The sequence below is a fragment of the Pseudoalteromonas prydzensis genome (genome assembly GCF_011050055.1).
Lineage (GTDB): Bacteria > Pseudomonadota > Gammaproteobacteria > Enterobacterales > Alteromonadaceae > Pseudoalteromonas > Pseudoalteromonas prydzensis_A.
The window spans coordinates 1-18,023 of the sequence record NZ_DRGM01000061.1 but is presented as its reverse complement, the minus strand read 5'-3'; the positions used below and the strand labels follow the sequence as shown (position 1 = coordinate 18,023).

Genomic DNA, 18,023 nt, shown 5'->3' with positions numbered 1-18,023 from the left:
TTGCAGCGCGGTCATTAATATTTCGCCCCGTTGAAAGGCACATACGCTTCCCCCTTAGCTCAGTTGGTTAGAGCGACGGACTGTTAATCCGCAGGTCCCCCGTTCGAGTCGGGGAGGGGGAGCCAACTTAAATAATCCATTAGACTTTCCCAAATAATTCCTCTACTCTACTAAAATCAAAACGTTTACTCTTACTATACAATTTACATGTATAAAATATTTTGATTAATCAAGGATATGATTCCTTTCCCTTTGATCTACTAAAAGAATAAGACATGGCTGGTTTTAAAAAACTCATATTTATTCAATTAATATCTTGGCTATTGTTTGCGAGTATTGGTGGTTACTTTGTTGCATCAGCGTTTGACAATGCAGCAAGTAATGCACAACATAAAGCGCAATTAGTGGTTAGTAACTATATAAATAAACATTCGATTGCCGATATAGCCCCTGAGAAACTTCAGCAAGTGCTTGCTGATGGCAATACTTTTTCCTCATTTATTCTGCGTGATCAGCAAGGCAAAGAAGTAATTAATATTCAATCCCCTACTCCTTTACCCACTATTGCCCAATTAGTAGCAACAAGTTTTAATTCTATTCGCCCACAATTTGCAGTTAATCAAGCATCGGATATTAAAGTTGAATTCATGATAAATGCCAACAATCTGGGCTTGTTACTACAACAAGGGCTATTTGTTGTTATTTTAGTATCAGGCTTAATGGCCATTATTCCGATTATTTTCATGAAAACCATGTTTAAAAAATTAAATCGCAATATCAGCATGACGGTGGCCGAAGTTATTGATGTGTATATCAATCAAAATCAAGTCAATAGCGGCCTTGAAACTGCAATTAACAGCAGCAAAATAAAACAGTTGGGGGTTGATTTAATACCAAGCTTTAACCGTTTATCGCATTTTTTACAAAGTAAACATGATGATATTCAAAATGCCGCACATTCTATCAAGCAAGAAGCCTATAAAGATGTGGTGACTGAGCTTGGTAACCGTAATATGTTTGTTGAGTATTATGAAAAACATATTGAGAGCAGCGAAAAAAGTACCTTTGGTTCACTGGCTATGGTGCGTTGTAGTGAGTTACAAGCAATCAACCAAACCCGCGGCTATCAAAAAGGCGATGAATATGTCAAAGCAGTCGCGGACATCATTAAGCATATCAGTGGCACTTACACTGACAGCAAGGTTTTTCGTTTAAACAGCTCAGATTTTGCCGTTGTGCTACCAAACACACCGCTAAAAGAATCTGAACGTTTTGGTGATAACTTACAATCTCGCTTTACTCAATATCAACAAACTCAAGAATTAAGCTCAGTGGCAAACACAGGTATTGTTGGCTACGAAAAAGGCAAGCCATTGGGTGAGCTACTTTCAGTTGTGGACAATGCGATGAGTATGGCGCAATCAAAACAAGCGAATGCATGGCATGTACAACGTGAAACAGATTTAGTTAATAATGTCAGTGCTGGATTTGGCAACCAAAACTGGCGTAAAGTGATCAATGAAGTCATTGAATCTGAACGCGTGCATTTAGTAATGCAAAATATTATGCCGATTGGTAAAAGCATTAAAGCTTACGCTGAAATTCAAGTGCGTTTTAAAACCGCTGAAAATCAAGTGTTGCCTACGGCTTCGTTTTTAGCCATGGCCGAAAAACTTGATATGGCGATGGAAATTGATCGTTTGATCATTAATTCATCCCTAGAAAAAATTAAAAGCCGTAATTTCTCTGAAAAATTCTTTGGTTTGAATGTGACCGCTTCAAGCGCGCATAATGATCAGTTTGTAATTTGGTTAGAACGCCGCTTATTAAAAGACACTAATATTGCTTCAAAATTAGTATTCGAAGTGAGTGAATTTGGCTTACAGCAAAATATTAAAGCCAGTAAACGCTTTATAGATATGATCCACCGTGTTGGTGCGCGGATCACAGTAGAGCGCTTTGGTGTGGGTTTAACCTCGTTTAAGTTTTTCCGTGATTTAAAGCCAGACTTTATCAAAATGGATGCAAGTTATACTCGTGGCCTTGAAGAAGATAAGAATAACCAATACTTTATGCGTTTAATGGTGGATTTAGCACACCGAATTGGCGTTAGTGTTTTTGCTGAAGGCGTTGAAAGCCAAGAAGAAAAACATATTATCGAGACTTTATGCCTTGATGGTGTGCAAGGTTATTACATCGAAAAGCCAAAAGACATTTAATTAATCTAAAAGGTGCTTTATGCACCTCTTTAGTTTTCTATTGGTTTATTCCCCCTCCCCTGAGCTGCTTTGCCAGCCGTAACTAGGTTAATGAACAGTTAATGTTTATTTATCATGCTATAAAATTCTAAATGCAATTCACTATCATTACTAAATGAGCGGTTTATTTGCCTACTACGTGTTGTTAAACCGCCAATAAAAAAGGATAATGTCGGCGTTTATTATAGCTTGAGGCGAACATGACAGAATATGTCTTGCTGTTGATCGGCACGGTACTGGTTAATAACTTTGTGTTAGTACAATTTTTAGGTTTATGCCCGTTTATGGGTGTATCTGGCAAACTAGATACCGCAATAGGCATGTCTCTTGCGACCACTTTTGTGTTAACGCTAGCCTCTGTGACAAGCTATCTGGTTAATCAATATATTTTGATCCCACTTGATATCACCTATTTACGTACCTTGAGCTTTATTTTAGTGATTGCGGTGGTGGTTCAGTTCACCGAAATGGTGGTCAGAAAAACCAGCCCAACGCTGTATCGCTTGCTTGGTATCTTTTTACCTTTGATCACCACCAACTGTGCGGTGTTAGGTGTTGCACTATTAAATATCAAAGAAGATCATACGTTTTTACAATCAGCGGTATATGGCTTTGGCGCTGCCGTTGGTTTTTCTATGGTACTGGTTTTATTTGCAGCGCTTCGTGAACGCTTAAACGCTGCAGACGTACCTACCCCCTTTAAAGGCGCATCGATTGCGATGATCACCGCAGGCTTAATGTCGATGGCCTTTATGGGCTTTACAGGATTAGTGAAGTTTTAACATGACCTTGTTTTATGCCTTGATTGCGCTGGGTTCACTGGCACTTATTTTTGGTTTGATCTTAGGATTTGCCGCGGTACGTTTTCGTGTGCAAAGTAATCCTATCGTCGAACAAATCGATACTATTTTACCGCAAACACAATGTGGCCAGTGCGGCTACCCAGGTTGTCGTCCTTATGCTGAAGCGATTGCCAATGGCGACGAAATTAATAAATGCCCTCCTGGTGGCGATGCGACTGTAAAAAAATTAGCTGATTTAATGGGGGTTGATGCCAAGCCCCTTGCCGGTGGTGAGCAAGCTGAGCCAATCAAAACCGTTGCCTATATTCGTGAAGATGAATGTATTGGTTGTACGAAATGCATTCAAGCCTGCCCTGTTGATGCTATTGTTGGTGCCACGCGCCAAATGCATACTGTGTTGATTGATGAATGCACAGGGTGTGATCTATGTGTTGAACCTTGTCCTGTTGACTGCATTGACATGCTGCCTGTTAAAACCACTAAACAAACGTGGAAATGGCAACTTGATGCAATCCCAGTTACACAAATTGATTAAGGGCCACACATGGAAAAGCTAATCGCACAAATAAAACAAGGTAAAGTGTGGCCATTTTCAGGTGGTATTCATCCGCCGGGACAAAAAGCCATTTCCACAAACCAAGCAATTACCCGCTTGCCTTTACCCGACAAGCTAGTTGTCCCTTTAAAACAGCACATTGGTGCTAATGGCAAATTGCTTGTCGAAAAAGGTCAACAGGTACTAAAAGGTCAAGCTCTCACTAAGCCCGTTGCGAATTGGTCCGTGCCTATCCACGCACCAACGTCTGGTGTAATTACCGATATTTGCCAAATGCCTTCGGCACATCCATCAGCATTGCCTGAGTTAAGTGTCATTATTGAGCCCGATGGCCAAGACAGCTGGTGCGCATTAGCACCGGTGACAACACCAAGCTTACTTTCTCACGATCAACTTATCGATATTATTCATGATCGCGGTATTGCCGGCATGGGTGGAGCAGGATTTCCGACTTATATCAAAGCTAATAGCCGCAAAGCGATCGAGTATTTTATTGTTAACGCTGTGGAATGTGAGCCCTATATTACTGCTGACGATATGCTTATGCGTGAGCACGCTGAGGGAATTATCGCTGGCATCGAGATCATGCAGCAGTTACTTACACCAACACTCACTATAGTTGGCATTGAAGACAATAAGCCTGAAGCCATTGCAGCCATGCAGGCCGCAGCTGCGCATAATGACAAAGTAATCATTCAAACAGTTCCGACTATTTACCCCTCTGGTGGTGAGAAACAATTAATTAAGTTACTCACCAATAAAGAAGTACCCAGCGGCGGCATACCCGCCGATATTGGTGTATTAGTGCAAAATGTCGGTACTTTATTTGCGGTTAATCAAGCAGTTTATGAAGGTAAGCCACTGATTGAACGAGTTATTACTGTCACTGGTAATACAATTCATAAGCCAGGTAATGTGTGGGCCTTGTTAGGCACTGAGATAAAACACTTGCTTGACTGCCAAGGATTTTCACCAGTACCACAACAGCGTGTGGTGATGGGCGGCCCAATGATGGGCTTTACTTTGCCAACCGTACGTATTGGTGTAGTAAAAACCACTAACTGTATTTTAGCGCCAGATCATGATGAGCTGGCAGAGCCGGGCCCTGAAAAAGCCTGTATCCGCTGTAGTGCCTGTGCAGATGCCTGCCCTGCTTCGTTATTACCTCAACAATTACAGTGGTTTGCTAAGTCAAAAGAATACGACAAGCTGAAAGAGCATAACCTATTTGATTGCATAGAGTGCGGTGCTTGCGCGTATGTATGCCCAAGTGAAATTCCATTGGTGCAATACTACCGTGTAGCCAAAGTTGAAATAAAAGAACAACAAGCTGAGCAAGTTAAAGCTGAGCGTGCCAAAGAGCGTTTTGAACTGCGCAAGCAACGTCTTGAACGTGAGCAAGAAGCACGACAAAACCGTCATAAGCGCAAACCAGCGACTGAAAAATCAGCTGACGAAAAACAAAAAATTGCCGATGCTCTCGCCCGCGTTAAAAACAAACCCGCAAAAGATGACGACAAATCAGCCGTCGCTGCTGCAATTGCACGCGCCAAAGCTAAAAAGCAAAATCAAGATACAACGCTTGAACCAGATAACAGTGACGTTGCACTAGAGCGTGCAGCGCGCAAAGAGCAAGCCCGCAAATACAAAGAGCAAAAAGCCACAAGCGATACGCCAGCTGATCCGGATGATAAAAAGTCAGCGGTAGCCGCTGCGATTGCCCGCGCTAAAGCGAAAAAAGCGGCGGCATCAGAAGGTGACGATGGTAACACTAGCGCAGCACCTGCCGATGATAAAAAAGCCGCCGTCGCTGCCGCTATTGCCCGTGCAAAAGCGAAAAAGGCAGCACAGACTGAACAAGCAGCAAGCGTAGAAAACGACGATACTGAAAGTGAAACAGCATCGACCACGCCAGCTGACGATAAAAAAGCCGCTGTCGCTGCTGCCATTGCCCGTGCGAAAGCGAAAAAGGCAGCGCAAGCACAACAAATGGATACACTAGAAACTGATAAGGTTGAAAGCGAAACAGCTACAACCTCACCGGCCGATGATAAAAAAGCCGCAGTCGCTGCCGCTATTGCCCGTGCGAAAGCGAAAAAGGCTGCACAAGCAGCAAACGTAGAAAACGACCATTCTGAAAGTGAGGCGGCAGCTACTGCTAGAAGCGAAGCTAAAATCACTGAAGATAAACCAGAACAAACTACGGCACAAGACAAGAAAAAAGCCGCAGTCGCTGCTGCTATCGCCCGTGCGAAAGCAAAAAAGGCAGCACAGGCTGAACAAGCAGCAAACGTAGAAAACGACAATTCTGAAAGTGAGGCGGCAGCTACTGCTGTAAACGAAGCTAAAATCGCTGAAGATAAACCAGAACAAACTACACAAGACAAGAAAAAGGCCGCAGTCGCTGCTGCTATCGCCCGAGCAAAAGCGAAGAAACTACAACAAGAAGGAAGTGATAAGTAATGAAGCTAACGATGGCCAGCTCGCCGCATAGCCACAGCCATAAATCACTGAGCAGGTTGATGCAAACAGTGATCTTAGCCTGTATTCCTGGACTTATCGCGCAACTGTATTTTTTTGGTACTGGCGTAATAATTCAGCTTGTTTTAGCGTTGCTCACAGCCAGTATTAGTGAAGCTATTATCATGCTTATTAGAAAGCGCCCTGTATGGCCTGCATTGAGTGATGGCAGTGCATGGCTTACCGCAGTGTTATTAGCACTGAGTATTCCACCGTTGGCACCGTGGTGGGTTATTGTGATCGGTAGCTTTTTTGCCATTGTCATTGTGAAACAGCTCTATGGTGGGCTTGGCTTTAACTTATTTAACCCCGCCATGGCAGCGTATGTATTACTGCTAATTTCATTCCCTGTACAAATGACCACTTGGATGCCAGTCAGTGACTTACTCGCAAATCCTATTAGCTTTAGTCAGCAACTGAGCGTGGTTTTCAACGGCTTTACAAGCGGTGGCTTTAGTGTTGATCAACTGCGAGTCGGGGTTGATGGCGTAACAATGGCCACGCCACTGGATACCATTAAGACTGATATCGCACATGGCTTAACCGTAACAGAGAGTATGCAAGCTGCTATTTTTAATAGTTGGCTAGGCCAAGGTTGGGGCTGGATAAATCTTGGCTTTTTGCTCGGTGGTTTATACCTGCTCAAAGCAAAAGTCATCAATTGGCATATCCCAGTTGGGGTACTTGCATCAATTGCTGTGTGCAGCGCAATTGGTTATATCGCAGCACCGGGTACTGAGCCTGGTGTGGTGTTTCACTTATTCAGCGGCGCGACTATGTTGGGGGCATTTTTTATTGCCACCGATCCAGTTTCGGCAGCCACCACTAATCGCGGCCGGTTAATTTACGGCGCGCTAATTGGTTTATTAGTTTATTTGATCCGTACTTTTGGTGGCTACCCCGATGCGATGGCCTTTGCAGTGTTACTACTGAATATGGCCGTGCCACTGATAGACTATTACACTCAACCACGTACCTATGGCCATGGGGTGAATAAATGATCATTTCATCAATGACAAAAAATGGCAGTATTTTAGCCCTATTTGCCCTGCTCACTACCGGCGCTGTGGGAGTTATTCATAGCCTCACCGCAGATAATATTGCCGAGCAAGAGCGCAAACAACTTTCATTACAATTGCAAGATGTGCTCGCTGCTGATTTTTACGATAATACTCTTTATCAAGATTGCGCCATCATCGATGATCCGCTATTAGGCGATCATCCACAAACAATATACCGTGCCCGTAAAGATGGCCAGCCTATTGCTTTAGTGATGCGCCACGTAACGCCCAAAGGTTACAGTGGTGATATCGAGTTATTAACTGCGGTGTTTGCTAATGGTGAGGTTGCTGGTGTACGTGTTACAAAGCATGAAGAAACCCCAGGGCTTGGTGATAAAGTAGAAATAAAAAAATCCCTTTGGATCACTTCATTTAAAGGTCAAACACTACTTAGTGAAAATGATGATCGTTGGGCAGTAAAAAAAGATGGTGGCAGTTTTGATCAGTTCACAGGGGCGACGATCACACCCCGTGCTGTGGTTGGCTCAGTGAAACACGCTGTGTTATTCTCAAAAAATAATTTCGATGCGGTATTTAGTGCCGATAACGTATGCCAAGTAGGTGAGCCATGAGCCAATTAAAAGAACTGTTTAACGAAGGAATGTGGAAGAATAACCCTGCCCTCGTACAATTGCTCGGTTTGTGCCCGCTGCTGGCCGTCACATCGACGATAACCAATGCGATGGGCCTAGGTTTAGCCACTCTACTGGTATTAGTTGGCTCGAACATCACAATTTCTGCAGTGCGTAACTGGGTGCCAAAAGACATCCGGATCCCCGTATTTGTAATGTTTATCGCAGGCTTTGTAACCATAGTGCAGCTATTAATGAATGCCTATACGTTTGGCTTATATCAATCGCTGGGAATATTTATTCCCTTAATTGTAACGAATTGCGCCATTATTGGCCGCGCTGAAGCCTATGCGTCTAAAAACCCGATTCATTTATCAGCGTTTGACGGTTTAATGATGGGCTCTGGCTTTATGGTAGTGCTTGTTGTGCTTGGCGCAATGCGTGAGCTGATCGGTCAAGGCACCTTATTTGATGGCGCTGATTTATTACTTGGCCCATGGGCATCCGTGTTACGCATTGAAGTATTTAGTTTTGATAATCAATTTTTACTGGCTATTTTACCACCCGGTGCATTTTTAGGTTTAGGCTTACTGATTGCAGCTAAAAATGTCATTGACGCACAAATAAAAGCCAAGCAAGTAGCACCACCTGTGGCCGAAAAAGGCCCGCGAGCAAGGGTCACCAGTTTAACTTAAGGGGAAGCGCACAGTAGCTACTGTGCGTTTAAGTTGCATGAATAAAGAAAAACGTCACCAAATACTCACTCGCCTGCGCGAGCAAAATCCACATCCAGAAACCGAGCTTGAATATTCAAGCCCGTTTGAGCTACTTGTTGCGGTAACGCTATCAGCGCAAGCAACAGACGTTGGCGTCAATAAAGCCACGCGTAAGCTCTTTCCGGTTGCCAATACGCCACAAGCCATTTTAGATTTAGGCCACGATACACTGCGCGATTATATTAAAACCATCGGTTTGTTTAATTCCAAAGCTGCCAACGTTTATAAAATGTGCGAGATTCTGGTTAATCAACACAACAGCATAGTGCCTGAGAATCGCGAAGCCCTAGAAGCCCTACCCGGCGTTGGCCGTAAAACCGCTAACGTAGTCCTCAATACCGCCTTCGGCTGGCCGACAATCGCCGTAGACACGCATATTTTCCGTGTTTCTAACCGTACTAAGCTGGCTATGGGTAAAGATGTTGTCGCCGTTGAACAAAAGCTTGAAAAAGTGATCCCAAAAGAATTTAAAGTAGACGTGCATCATTGGCTAATACTGCACGGACGTTACACCTGCGTAGCACGTAAACCTAAGTGTGGCAGCTGTATTATTGAAGACTTGTGTGAGTTTAAAGATAAGACAGAATAATGTTTATTCTTTTTTGAGCCAATAAGTAAACTTTAAGTTTTTATCTTAGTTGTTTGTATGCATTATTTAACTGCTAATGACTAATCAATTACATTCAAATGACGGTATTCCTATTCAATTTTTAATACTTCGATTTTAAGTAAAGAAAACAATAAATTGCCTAAAAAATGCTTGTACATAGCTTCTATTTCTTCTTGAGAGATAGTTCCCCCACGTATAAGCATTTCTTGCCGCTCAGCAGGCTCTCTGAGAATAAAACCGGTAGAACTGAACCCATTTTTTTCATAGAACGCTTTGCGCTTGACTCTTTGTTGATAGTTTTCTTTCTTTTCATCAAGCTCTTCAATAGTTAGAACAATTCTTTTGTCCGAATACTTTTCGTTCATAGCATCCATTACTTTGCTTCCGTAACCTGTTGAACGGAGCGATTCAGATATCGCAAAAAACTTTACGGAGACAATGTTTTTATATTCTTTAGTATAGAGAAAACCAACCCATTTATTATGATCATAAATAACATCAAAGCCATTTTTTCCATTCCTCATCCTATATTTAACAACCCATGTTGGTAGTCGTTGAACGTTAGGAAAAGCATCAAAAAAAAGTTCAATAACTTTTGAATAATTAATATCACGCTGGTTAAGTGGACGAAAAGTAATGGTCATATTAACCCTGTAAGCCAATCGAAAGTTAACATAGTGGTAAAAACCTTTAATCCAATCAAGCCGAAAATTATTAATATAAATATGACTTTAATTTTTTTACTTTTTAGATTATTCCAGAATAAAAGTTTTGCTTGGAGTTCACTTTTTAATTCATCAATATCTTCTTTCACACATAATTCTTTATCTTGTGTTGTAGTTAATAGCAACTACAACACAAGGTAATATGAGTTACCAGATTAACTTTGTAACTAAAAGCTACAATGAAGCCTAATGCAAGCATACGATCTTTGATGTTTAGAGTTGCAACTACCAATATTTTGAAAGCAAATTGCATCTACTTTCCTTAGATTTAAGCCAGCCTACAATCGCCGTACCGTAGATACGCATATTTTCCGCGCTTCAAACCGTACTAAATTCGCCATGGGTAAGAATGTAGTTGCAGTTGAGCAAAAACTCGAAAAGGAAATCCCTAAAGAGTTTAAAGATAAGACTGAAAGTTAATTTGAATTTCCCCGCAAAATTTTTAATTTAGGGGGAATTTCAACAACATGATATCACGCAAAGCGAGTTGACTAAGTATCACTCTGATAGTTTAAGGTAGTACCACAGGTGAGTAGCCTATGCCATCTGGTCCATCACTAGTGGCTAGTTCAAATAAGGTTTTACCCGACAATATATCAATAACAATGACCTTATTTTTCCCGTAAGCGGACATAAATAACGTGCGATCATCTGGGTGAAAAAAAACACCTTTAGGTCCTGTACCTTGGGAAAACTCTATTTTATGCAATTTCGCTTTATTTTTGGCATCGATAACATCGAGGGTATTATTTTTATAGTCAGGGACCACGGCAAACTGCTCATCGCGTGTGAGTAACACTCTATAAGGAAAGTTAAACCCTTGCCATTGCTTAATAATTCTAGCCTGCTCTAAATCATAAACAGTGAGTAAACCGTCATCATTGCTCCCTATCCAGAGCTCTGAGCCGTTTTTATTTACCGTGATTGCCTCTGGCACCTTTGGCGTAGAAATTTTCCGCAGTAAAGCACCTGATTTAACATCCAATTCAGACACCGTATTAGATCTCATATTTGTGGTATACACTCGCTCACTTGAAGCTGGTAATGCAACCATATGAGAGCCTTTTTGTTTTGTAGCTATTACTTTATCAATCTGGCCTGATTCAATATCGACTATAACTACACTATCCGAGCCCTCGGAAGACACTGCAACTGTTCGCTGATCTTTTAAAAACAACACACCATGCGGGCTTGGGTAACTAGACAAATCAACCGTCCGAACCTGTTTTGCTTGTCGAACATCAAACACCGTTAAACTATTACCAGCAACATAATTAGTCACGACAGCTACCTGCCCGTCAGCGCTCATAGCGAGTTCATGAGGGCCTTTACCTGTTGCAAGGGTTAATTTGATTTTTCGGCTTTTAAGGTCGATGAAATCAACCGTATCAGCCTTTTTATTTACAACAAGCAATGTTCCCGACACGTTTCCTTCGCCCGCCACTATAGGTAAACTGGTAAAACACCCAAGTAGAAATATACACACTAAAGCATGAACCACTCTCATTTCGCCCCCTTTTTTACTTCACTAGAGCATTCATTTTTGATCAGTGAAGCTCAACTAGCTGGCGTTAAATAAAACGCATTGCTTAGTCGAAACTAGCAGATTGTTAGATCAATTAAAATGCGACGATTAAAAAACAAGCTATCCAAATTTAAGCTGATGTACAGTACTAACTAATATTGCAAAATTATTAGAACATTTTCAGAGTATTAATTTCACAAGTCTCAATCCTTTAGTTATGCTGTTGAGCATTATGAAATTTTATTGCGGGAATTCCTATGTTACCTTTACTTCGCATCTTGTTAATTGAGCAAGACCCAATCACCTTGCAAGAGCTTTCAACGAATCTGTCGAAAACGATCCCTAATTTTGAGCGAAGTGATGTTCATATCGATATTATTGAATGTCTCGAGCTGAAGCAAGCGTTGGCATGTGTAGAGGCTGATGGTGATATTCAAGCCGTAGTACTCAGTTGGGATGTACACAACAAGGGCGAACGAACCTATAGTCGCTTTATTGAGCAGTTAAAGGGGATCCGTCTCGAGTTGCCGGTTTATGTCATCGGCGACGACACGAAAGGATTGGAGATAGTCAACGAGTCGGAGGAGATTGAGTCGTTCTTCTTTAAAGATGAAGTGATTTCTGATCCAGAAGCAATTTTAGGTTATATGATCAACGACTTCGATGACCGATCAGAAACCCCATTCTGGACCGCGTATCGCCGTTATGTTGGCGAAGCAAACGATTCTTGGCATACACCAGGACACAGCGGTGGTTCTAGCTTTAGAAACTCCCCTTATATCAAAGATTTTTATCAGTTTTATGGCCGCAATGTATTCGTTGGTGATCTGTCGGTTTCAGTCGATTCGTTAGGTTCATTGTCAGACAGCACCAATACCATTGGCCGTGCGCAAGAGTCAGCAGCGGCGACGTTTGAGGTTAAGCATACTTACTTCGTCACCAACGGGTCGTCCACCTCAAATAAAATCATCTTGCAGACACTACTGCGCAAGGGCGATAAAGTCATCATCGACCGCAATTGTCATAAGTCTGTGCACTATGGCATCTTGCAATCAGCCAGTTTCCCTATTTATTTGTCGAGTATTTTAAATCCAAAATATGGCATCTTCGCACCGCCGTCGTTGGCCGACATCAAGCAGGCAATTGAACAAAATACCGATGCTAAATTACTGGTGCTCACCGGTTGTACTTACGATGGCCTACTTAGCGATCTGAAACAAGTGGTCGAGTTTGCTCATCAACATGGTATTAAAGTGTTTATCGACGAAGCCTGGTTTGCTTACTCCCTTTTTCACCCCAGCCTACGCTATTATTCCGCTATTCATGCTGGCGCTGACTATGTCACCCATTCAGCGCATAAAGTGGTATCAGCGTTTTCTCAGGCGTCTTATATTCATGTGAACGATCCAGATTTCGATGCCGATTTCTTTCGCGAGATTTACAGTATTTACGCCAGCACATCACCAAAGTATCAGCTTATCGCGTCGCTTGACGTGTGCCAAAAACAATTGGAGATGGAAGGCTATAAGTTGCTTAATGCCCTGTTGAACCATGTGGAAGAATTTAAACAACAGATGGCCTCGCTCAAGCAAATTAAAGTGCTAGGAAAGCAAGACTTTATGGAAATATTTCCGCACTTTAGTGGTGATAATATGGGTCACGATCCGCTAAAAATTCTCATCGACATTAGCGAATTACCTTATTCATTAAAGGATATTCATAAATACCTGCTGGATGAAATTGGCCTAGAAATAGAGAAGTACACTCACAGCACCATCTTGGTGTTACTAACTCTTGGCGGCACGCGCTCAAAAATAATTCGTCTTTACAATGCGCTCAAAAAACTCGACAGCGGTAAAGTGAAATTGTCAAAATCGACGCGGCGTTCTCGCTTGCCGGAGAATTTGCCCGCTATCGACCTTGCTTGTATTCCAAGCGATGCTTTTTATGGCGAACGCGAATCTGTGCCTATCGGCAAAAGCAACAACCGCATTTGTGCCGGTTTAGTCACGCCCTATCCACCAGGCATTCCCCTGTTAGTGCCGGGCCAACATATCACGGAAGAACATATTGAATATCTGAAAGAATTGGCGGGACAAGGATTGACGATTCAAGGAAGTTTCGATGGTGAGATCTATGTTCTTAAAGGCAAGGTTAACAAGTAAATATATCCTTTAATACAGTCTTATAAATACTAATGGCAATGATACTGTGATGTTCACAGAAATAATTTATAATCGGATTATTGATATTTTAACAACGCAGTAATAGTTACAGCGTAGCTGCGTTATCAAAAATTTATGTGAATTTAAAAGCAAGGGGATTTAAATGCGTTTACTACACACCATGTTACGGGTTGCTGATCTAGATAAATCAATTGAGTTTTACACTCAAATACTCGGCATGAAAGAGTTACGCCGTGCAGACAACGAAGAATATCGTTATACCCTAGCCTTTGTTGGTTACGGTGATGAAAAAGACACGACAGTACTAGAGCTGACTTATAACTGGGATACCGACAGCTACGATTTAGGCAATGCCTATGGCCATATTGCTATTGAGTTTGATGATATTTACAAAGCCTGTGCTGATATCAAAGCAGCTGGCGGTAATGTCAGTCGAGAGCCAGGCCCTGTAAAAGGTGGCACCACTGAAATTGCTTTTGTAAAAGATCCTGATGGCTACGCCATTGAACTGATACAGAAAAAAGATAATAACGACTTTTAAACAGGTTACATTTCAGCAGCTTCGGCTGCTGAAATGCTTTTTGATCCATACCTTAATCCAATGTCTTTTTAAAGCGGAACGCAGCAACCGCTAACCCAATCAACATAAAACTAGCTAACCATATTAGATCTCGACTCATGGCTAAAAATTCAACATCTCGCAGCACAATCCCGCGGATCAGTCTCAGATAATGTGTAGCAGGTAAGCATTCAGCTAGCCACTGCGCAACGATTGGCATACCTTCATAAGGAAACATAAAACCAGAAAGTAAAATAGACGGTAGCAATATAAAAATGGTCATTTGCATTGCTTGTAACTGATTTTTGGCGATGGTAGATAACACTAAACCAAGTACTAAACTTGCACAAATAAATAGCAATGTCGCGCCTGCCAGTGCTAGTAAGCTGCCACCAAAAGGAATATTAAATAATAAATGGCCCATACCTAAAATAATAAAAAGCTGCACAAAGCCAATAAACACATAAGGGATCACTTTGCCTATCATTAATTCTAACGAGCTAAGTGGTAAGGTGATCAATAGCTCCATATTACCTCGCTCTTGCTCTTTAACAATGGCGGCAGAGGTAAACATGATCATGGTCATAGTTAAAATAACGGCAACAAGACCAGGCACAATATTAACTGCGGTGCGCTGCTCAGGATTATAAAAAAGAGTCGTCTCAAAAGTAGCGTAACTTCTATTTGCAGGTTTATCGAGTAGCTCACTCAATGGCATAGTTCGTAAGGCTTTAATGCTCGAAGCTACCATCGTATCAGAGCCATCAATTAACCACTGTGCGATCGGTCTTACGACACTTTCGTTACTGCCATCAGGTAAACCAAAACCCACGCTTGGGTGTTGCACAAGCCGATTATCAACGTCGTGGGGAATAAATAGCACCGCCCTAACCTTAGTGCTGGCAATCGCTGCTTGTGCAGCTTCTAGCGACTTAAACTGATGGGTAAACTTAACCACATTAGTCGCCGCCACTGTTTGTACTAATACGCGGCTTAACGTTGTTTGGCTCTGATCGACAACGCCGACGGGAATATCTTTAACATTGGTGTTGATAGCATAACCGAACAAAATAAGTTGAATAAGCGGGATCATTACCACCATTCCAAAGGTCATTTTATCACGTCTTAATTGCAATAACTCTTTCGCAAAAATAGCTTTGATACGCGCGAATGAAGTAATGATATTCATTGTCGCCCCTGCCCTGTACACGTAACAAAAACGTCTTCTAAACTAGGACGCACTAAACTTAGTTGCCAATCTTTTTCAGCAAAGGAAGTGGCTTTTATAAAATCGAGTGGATCGCTTACCTGTTTGCTTACCAACACTCTTAATTGTGCCCCAAGTTGAGTTGCAGAAATAACTTCACTCACCGTGGCTAATTGTTGTTTTAAAGCTCGTGTTTGTGCCCCTGCAATTTCAACAACGTGCGCATGCATCTCTGTCATTAATTGCTTTGGTGTACCGTCTGCTCTTTTTACGCCAGCTTCTAAAATTGCAAGACGATGGCAACGCTCTGCTTCATCCATATAATGGGTAGTGACTAATATTGTCGTGCCGGCATTACTTAAATCAAACAAAGTTTCCCAGAAATCGCGACGGTTTTGCGGATCCACAGCCGATGTCGGTTCATCTAAAAATAAAATATCTGGTTTGTTCATTACCGCCGCAGCCAATGACAAACGTTGCCGTTGTCCGCCACTCATACTGCCAGCTAATTGAGAAGCACGCTCGTCCAGTCCATAAGTATGCAATAATTCGTCGATCCGGTTGCGTTTCTCAGCTTTAGATAAAGGAAAAAGTGCCGCTATAAACTTCAAGTTTTCATAGACAGTTAAATCTGCATATAAAGAAAACTTTTGAGTCATATAGCCAAGGCGCTCCCGTAATAAATTAGCCTGTGTAGGTAACGATAATCCCAATACTTCAACAGTTCCCGAAGTGGGTTTTAATAATCCTGTTAACATACGGATAGCAGTCGTCTTACCACACCCATTAGGCCCCAAAAAGCCGTATATTTGCCCTTTTTCTACTGCTAAATCGAGCTGATTAATTGCTTTTAAATCACCAAATTGCTTTTCAAGTTTACTGGCATTTATAACAAATTCACTCATGGCATGATCACTTGTGCAGGAACACCACTTGGTAAATTTTCTGCCGATTTTGGTAAGGTGACTTCGGCTAAATACATTAATCGTGCACGTTCTTCTTGGTTTAGTGCATAGTACGGAGTAAAAGCGGGATCATTGGCAATCCAAGTTAAAGTACCGGAATAAGCAGTACTTATACCATCTACTTTAACCATTAATTGCATACCCCGAGATAGTTTTGCACGATAGGGCTCAGGAATGTATACCCTTGCATGAGGTGCCCCTGCGGCTAACACAATTGCCACTGGGCTATTTTGTGTAACGCGTTCACCTACATGCCATGGTAAATTATCGAGTATGCCATCTCGAGTAGCAGTTATGGTTAAATCGTTTAAGTGTTTTTGTTGTATTGTTAGTTCAGCGTCGGCTGCTTGTAATTGTGCTTTAGCAATATGAATATCTTCGATACGAGAACCGCTGGTAAGTTCATTTAACTGTTGTTGCGCACTTTCTAACTTAGCTAGGTTTTCGTCACGACTCGCGGTTGCACGGTCTAATGTGTCTTGGCTAGCGAGTCTGTCTTTTACAAGTCGCTGAGTTCGTTCAAAATTAGCCTCGCTTTGTAGTGATGTTGCTTTTGCAGCAGCAACAGCAGCATTGGCTGCGGCCACCTCTTCTGCACGCGCACCATTGAGCACTTTTTCAAGGTTAGCTTGCGCCTGCATAAATTGCGCTTTTACTTTTGCAACCATTGCCTGTTGTAGCTGATCATCAAACTGAGCAACGACTTGGCCTTTTTTAACCGGATCCCCTGCTGCTACAGGAAGTTCAATTAAAATGTTATTTGTAGTCGCAGGATGGATAACACGCTCACGCTCTAAAGATCCTAACGCGATACCGGTATTATTTTCTGAACAACTTATCAATAATAGTAAGGCAGTAAAAAATATAAACTTTTTAGCTAACATAATATTTTCCCTAATAATTATACCAATTACTGAAATTGCTATGGCATGTCCGAATGGTAGCAATTGGTAACGATCCATAAACTAGATAAATTACAAGATAGAATATAGCAGTTAACTATTGAAGTGAAGCAATCTGTATAAATGTTACAAAAGGTTCAAATTAAGTGAGGTGTTCATTAATAAAAATAATTACTTTAGATTGCTAATCTTTTAGCTACCTTAGCATTGTGTAAATTTTACTGTAAACAGGTATAGCAAGATGAAGGAAATTTTTGAATAGGCTAACTGGAGTATAAAGCTTTACACTGACTTTTATATCTTACTTATTTTTTAAGATAATGGATTTTCAAGAGATTTGTACTCTTGTTAACGTCGTGCATAGAGAGTGCGCTGTCACACTGCTATATACATTACTTAAATAAAGTAATGGCGTCCCCAAGGGGATTCGAACCCCTGTTACCGCCGTGAAAGGGCGGTGTCCTAGGCCTCTAGACGATGGGGACGCAGAAATTGGTTTGCAAATCACTGATTTGCTATTTCTGGGTAAGATGAGCCGAGCCTGTGAGGCGAATGGCATTATCTTTTCAGAAACATTTTCTGTGTCACTAGGACAACTGAATAGTTAGACTCGTTTCAGGCGAGTTTTTAATAACACTACCCTACTGTAAACAGTAAGTGGCGTGCCCAAGAGGTTTGTACTCTTGATAACGTCGTGCATAGAGAGTGCGGTGTCACACTGCTATATACATTACTTAAATAAAGTAAGTGGCGTCCCCAAGGGGATTTAAATGCGTTTACTACACACCATGTTACGGG

The 18,023-nt window shown here is 41.7% G+C and carries 16 protein-coding genes, 2 tRNA genes and 1 pseudogene; 12 read left to right on the top strand and 7 right to left on the bottom strand.

All coding sequences use genetic code 11. From position 1 onward, the window contains the following. Positions 1 to 48: 48 nt before the first annotated feature. The 9 genes from ENH88_RS05690 (at position 49) to nth (ending at position 9,135) form a co-directional block, all read left to right on the top strand. A tRNA-Asn gene (locus ENH88_RS05690) sits at positions 49 to 125 on the top strand. Between the two features lie 150 nt (positions 126 to 275). Next, the gene (locus ENH88_RS05685) at positions 276 to 2,219 is read left to right on the top strand and encodes an EAL domain-containing protein (protein WP_304180555.1); all 1,944 of its coding nucleotides are present in this window, start codon (positions 276 to 278) and stop codon (positions 2,217 to 2,219) included. Between the two features lie 239 nt (positions 2,220 to 2,458). After that, on the top strand, positions 2,459 to 3,040 hold the full coding sequence (gene rsxA, locus ENH88_RS05680; RefSeq protein ID WP_304180553.1) for an electron transport complex subunit RsxA: 582 nt from the start codon (positions 2,459 to 2,461) through the stop codon (positions 3,038 to 3,040). A gap of 1 nt (position 3,041) precedes the next feature. Then, complete coding sequence (gene rsxB / locus ENH88_RS05675) at positions 3,042 to 3,596, top strand: electron transport complex subunit RsxB (RefSeq protein ID WP_304180551.1); 555 nt, start codon at positions 3,042 to 3,044, stop codon at positions 3,594 to 3,596. Between the two features lie 9 nt (positions 3,597 to 3,605). Beyond that, on the top strand, positions 3,606 to 6,080 hold the full coding sequence (gene rsxC / locus ENH88_RS05670; protein WP_304180549.1) for an electron transport complex subunit RsxC: 2,475 nt from the start codon (positions 3,606 to 3,608) through the stop codon (positions 6,078 to 6,080). Then, positions 6,080 to 7,138 carry an electron transport complex subunit RsxD gene (rsxD, locus tag ENH88_RS05665; protein WP_304180547.1) on the top strand — a complete coding sequence of 353 codons (1,059 nt, stop codon included), beginning with the start codon at positions 6,080 to 6,082 and terminating at the stop codon, positions 7,136 to 7,138. The genes rsxC and rsxD overlap by 1 nt, the downstream gene beginning before the upstream one ends. After that, positions 7,135 to 7,770: an electron transport complex subunit RsxG gene (rsxG, locus tag ENH88_RS05660; RefSeq protein WP_304180545.1), complete on the top strand. Its 636-nt coding sequence runs from the start codon at positions 7,135 to 7,137 to the stop codon at positions 7,768 to 7,770. Before rsxD ends, rsxG begins: the two co-directional genes overlap by 4 nt. After that, the gene (locus ENH88_RS05655) at positions 7,767 to 8,465 is read left to right on the top strand and encodes an electron transport complex subunit E (RefSeq protein ID WP_304180543.1); all 699 of its coding nucleotides are present in this window, start codon (positions 7,767 to 7,769) and stop codon (positions 8,463 to 8,465) included. The genes rsxG and ENH88_RS05655 overlap by 4 nt, the downstream gene beginning before the upstream one ends. Before the next feature lie 37 nt (positions 8,466 to 8,502). After that, positions 8,503 to 9,135: an endonuclease III gene (gene nth, locus ENH88_RS05650; RefSeq protein ID WP_304180541.1), complete on the top strand. Its 633-nt coding sequence runs from the start codon at positions 8,503 to 8,505 to the stop codon at positions 9,133 to 9,135. Between the two features lie 110 nt (positions 9,136 to 9,245). Here nth and ENH88_RS05645 read toward each other — a convergent pair whose 3' ends face one another. Together ENH88_RS05645 and ENH88_RS05640 are read right to left on the bottom strand one after the other, a co-directional pair. Further along, positions 9,246 to 9,800 carry a GNAT family N-acetyltransferase gene (locus ENH88_RS05645; protein WP_304180539.1) on the bottom strand — a complete coding sequence of 185 codons (555 nt, stop codon included), beginning with the start codon at positions 9,798 to 9,800 and terminating at the stop codon, positions 9,246 to 9,248. Next, entirely contained in the window at positions 9,797 to 9,970 is a 174-nt protein-coding gene (locus ENH88_RS05640) for a hypothetical protein (protein ID WP_304180537.1), read from the bottom strand. Before ENH88_RS05640 ends, ENH88_RS05645 begins: the two co-directional genes overlap by 4 nt. A 205-nt stretch (positions 9,971 to 10,175) precedes the next feature. Here ENH88_RS05640 and ENH88_RS05635 point away from each other — a divergent pair. Then, positions 10,176 to 10,283, top strand: a pseudogene (locus tag ENH88_RS05635) (endonuclease III); the annotation flags it as partial. Positions 10,284 to 10,392: 109 nt separating this feature from the next. Here ENH88_RS05635 and ENH88_RS05630 read toward each other — a convergent pair. Continuing rightward, positions 10,393 to 11,388, bottom strand: coding sequence for a YncE family protein (locus ENH88_RS05630; protein ID WP_304180535.1), 996 nt, complete (start codon positions 11,386 to 11,388; stop codon positions 10,393 to 10,395). Positions 11,389 to 11,663: 275 nt separating this feature from the next. On the opposite strand from ENH88_RS05630, the gene ENH88_RS05625 reads away from it, so the two are divergent. Next, positions 11,664 to 13,571 carry an aminotransferase class V-fold PLP-dependent enzyme gene (locus ENH88_RS05625; protein WP_304180534.1) on the top strand — a complete coding sequence of 636 codons (1,908 nt, stop codon included), beginning with the start codon at positions 11,664 to 11,666 and terminating at the stop codon, positions 13,569 to 13,571. A 163-nt stretch (positions 13,572 to 13,734) separates the two neighbouring features. Continuing rightward, positions 13,735 to 14,133, top strand: coding sequence for a lactoylglutathione lyase (gene gloA, locus ENH88_RS05620; RefSeq protein ID WP_304180532.1), 399 nt, complete (start codon positions 13,735 to 13,737; stop codon positions 14,131 to 14,133). A gap of 52 nt (positions 14,134 to 14,185) precedes the next feature. Here the strand turns inward: gloA and ENH88_RS05615 are convergent, their stop codons facing one another. The 4 genes from ENH88_RS05615 to ENH88_RS05600 form a co-directional block, all read right to left on the bottom strand. Continuing rightward, entirely contained in the window at positions 14,186 to 15,340 is a 1,155-nt protein-coding gene (locus ENH88_RS05615) for an ABC transporter permease (RefSeq protein ID WP_304180530.1), read from the bottom strand. Beyond that, positions 15,337 to 16,263, bottom strand: coding sequence for an ABC transporter ATP-binding protein (locus ENH88_RS05610; protein ID WP_304180528.1), 927 nt, complete (start codon positions 16,261 to 16,263; stop codon positions 15,337 to 15,339). Before ENH88_RS05610 ends, ENH88_RS05615 begins: the two co-directional genes overlap by 4 nt. Beyond that, a complete protein-coding gene (locus ENH88_RS05605; RefSeq protein WP_304180527.1) occupies positions 16,260 to 17,207 on the bottom strand; it encodes an HlyD family secretion protein in 948 nt (315 codons plus the stop codon). Before ENH88_RS05605 ends, ENH88_RS05610 begins: the two co-directional genes overlap by 4 nt. 427 nt (positions 17,208 to 17,634) lie before the next feature. Next, positions 17,635 to 17,710 (bottom strand) — tRNA-Glu (locus ENH88_RS05600). Positions 17,711 to 18,023 lie beyond the last annotated feature (313 nt).

Bases quoted from the DNA above. Each gene is read 5' to 3' on its own strand.
- rsxG (WP_304180545.1), top strand. From the start codon at position 7,135: ATGATCATTTCATCAATGACAAAAAATGGCAGTATTTTAGCCCTATTT.
- gloA (WP_304180532.1), top strand. From the start codon at position 13,735: ATGCGTTTACTACACACCATGTTACGGGTTGCTGATCTAGATAAATCA.
- ENH88_RS05685 (WP_304180555.1), top strand. From the start codon at position 276: ATGGCTGGTTTTAAAAAACTCATATTTATTCAATTAATATCTTGGCTA.
- ENH88_RS05625 (WP_304180534.1), top strand. From the start codon at position 11,664: ATGTTACCTTTACTTCGCATCTTGTTAATTGAGCAAGACCCAATCACC.
- ENH88_RS05615 (WP_304180530.1), bottom strand. From the start codon at position 15,340: ATGAATATCATTACTTCATTCGCGCGTATCAAAGCTATTTTTGCGAAA.
- rsxA (WP_304180553.1), top strand. From the start codon at position 2,459: ATGACAGAATATGTCTTGCTGTTGATCGGCACGGTACTGGTTAATAAC.
- ENH88_RS05645 (WP_304180539.1), bottom strand. From the start codon at position 9,800: ATGACCATTACTTTTCGTCCACTTAACCAGCGTGATATTAATTATTCA.
- rsxB (WP_304180551.1), top strand. From the start codon at position 3,042: ATGACCTTGTTTTATGCCTTGATTGCGCTGGGTTCACTGGCACTTATT.
- rsxC (WP_304180549.1), top strand. From the start codon at position 3,606: ATGGAAAAGCTAATCGCACAAATAAAACAAGGTAAAGTGTGGCCATTT.
- nth (WP_304180541.1), top strand. From the start codon at position 8,503: ATGAATAAAGAAAAACGTCACCAAATACTCACTCGCCTGCGCGAGCAA.
- ENH88_RS05605 (WP_304180527.1), bottom strand. From the start codon at position 17,207: ATGTTAGCTAAAAAGTTTATATTTTTTACTGCCTTACTATTATTGATA.
- ENH88_RS05630 (WP_304180535.1), bottom strand. From the start codon at position 11,388: ATGAGAGTGGTTCATGCTTTAGTGTGTATATTTCTACTTGGGTGTTTT.
- ENH88_RS05610 (WP_304180528.1), bottom strand. From the start codon at position 16,263: ATGAGTGAATTTGTTATAAATGCCAGTAAACTTGAAAAGCAATTTGGT.
- rsxD (WP_304180547.1), top strand. From the start codon at position 6,080: ATGAAGCTAACGATGGCCAGCTCGCCGCATAGCCACAGCCATAAATCA.
- ENH88_RS05655 (WP_304180543.1), top strand. From the start codon at position 7,767: ATGAGCCAATTAAAAGAACTGTTTAACGAAGGAATGTGGAAGAATAAC.